This is a genomic window from Psychrobacter sp. 1Y4 (assembly GCF_051847555.1).
This window is the reverse complement of sequence record NZ_JBPYDE010000966.1, coordinates 1-558: the sequence shown is the minus strand read 5'-3', so window position 1 is coordinate 558 and position 558 is coordinate 1. Positions and strand designations below refer to the sequence as shown.

1 pseudogene is annotated in these 558 nt (G+C 35.8%); it reads right to left on the bottom strand.

Going from position 1 to position 558, the window contains the following annotated elements:
• Positions 1 to 261 (bottom strand): annotated as a pseudogene (locus ACS8FC_RS19875) (DUF4145 domain-containing protein); the annotation flags it as partial.
• Between the last annotated feature and the right edge of the window lie 297 nt (positions 262 to 558).

Below are 558 nucleotides of genomic sequence, written 5' to 3'. Positions count from 1 at the left end.
GCACGATGCACAGGTTGCTATTGAGAAGCCCTTAGGTATAAACTGATAAAGACGATTTTGAAAATTATTGTCAACTTTATTCAAAAATTTAATTATATATTGTTGGGCAGTAACATTAATGCTTGATCTATAGTCTAAATAGAGGTGGTTAATAATGTGCATAGCTGTAGTGCCAGCTTCATCAGCATCAAACCATTCTTGAACTGCAATAGTATTACAATTAGGACATTGAAATTTATTATCTTTGTACCTTGGTATCATTTGAGACTCCGGAAATTGGCAACGTATAAAATATTACTTCATAGAAGATTTGAATTTTGGATTGCAACAACTCAAACTCAAATTTACTCAACGTTTCTCGCAACATCGAAATATTATAAGAAGAATGAGCATCAACCTTACTCCAAAAACCTAACCCCTGTCACCACCAATAACCAACTTTATTCAACCACTTTCCAGCCCTTGTCCCCATCCACAACCGACTCATCAAACACCCGTTTAAAGCCTTGTTTTATCAGCTTAAAACGCGATGATTCAGTTTGGTTGTCAGGAGTCACC